Source organism: Anaerofustis stercorihominis, from assembly GCF_005844425.1.
GTDB lineage: Bacteria > Bacillota > Clostridia > Eubacteriales > Anaerofustaceae > Anaerofustis > Anaerofustis butyriciformans.
Genome location: NZ_SPHL01000085.1, coordinates 1 through 1,037 on the forward strand (window position 1 = coordinate 1; position 1,037 = coordinate 1,037).

Annotated in this window: 1 pseudogene; it reads left to right on the plus strand. The window is 24.4% G+C overall.

Annotated elements, in window-relative coordinates:
- Positions 1-237: 237 nt before the first annotated feature.
- A pseudogene (locus FGQ49_RS10255) lies at positions 238-1,037 on the plus strand (HdeD family acid-resistance protein); the annotation flags it as partial.

Consider the following 1,037-nt stretch of genomic DNA (forward strand, 5'->3'; position numbering starts at 1 on the left):
ATTGCTTTTATAAGCCCCAAAATTATTTTATTTATTTTCCCGGGCTTTGTGTTATTTTATTCAGCAGTTCTTGGAATAATATATTTAATATCATATTTTCAAAATAAGAAAACACATACACCACATTCAACAATATTATTAATAAAATCCATATTCTTTTTTACAATATCTATACTCGTTATTACAATGAATTTTTATTATAAGACGTTTATAATAACAAAATTAGTAGGCTTATATTTGATATTTTACGGTATAACCATATTTACAGATTTTATCGATGAGGAAATACCAAAATCATATGCAAATAAAATGATTAGGAAAATATCAATAAGACTTCCTGTTTTATTTACAATGGGTATTCTAAAAAAAACACTAACAAAAATTACAAATTACTTGAATAGTGGAGAAAACAAAAACGATTCAATTTATAAAAAAACAGATTTAGAACCTAACTTAGAAGTCTTAATTCATGTAAAAGAAACTGGGGCAGGTATATTCGGCCACATGGATATATACTATAAGGGATTTGTCATATCATATGGTAACTACGATTATGCTACATACAGACTATTTGATTCTATAGGAGAAGGAGTAATATTTTTTATAAAAGGAAAAGAGGACTATATAAAATTTTGTAATAAATATCATGAAAAAACTATATTTGATTTTGGACTTAACTTAACAGATGAACAAATGAAAAAAGTTGAAGAAAAAATAAATGAGCATATCAGGAATTCATATCCATGGCTATCTCCAAAAGATTTTTACAAAAATTCAAATAAAAAATTTGATGATTATGCAAGCCAACTAGCAAGGGAAACAAACATTAAATTTAGAAAAATTAAAAGAGGTAGATTTAAAAATTATTTTACTTTTTATACTAATTGTGTAAAATTCGCAGATACTATTTTAGGACAAACAGGAATTGATATTTTAAATTTAAATGGAATTTTATCTCCGGGATCATATTATAACTATTTTGAAAGAGAATATAAAAGAAATAATAGTATTGTAATAACAAAAACAGCATATCACCC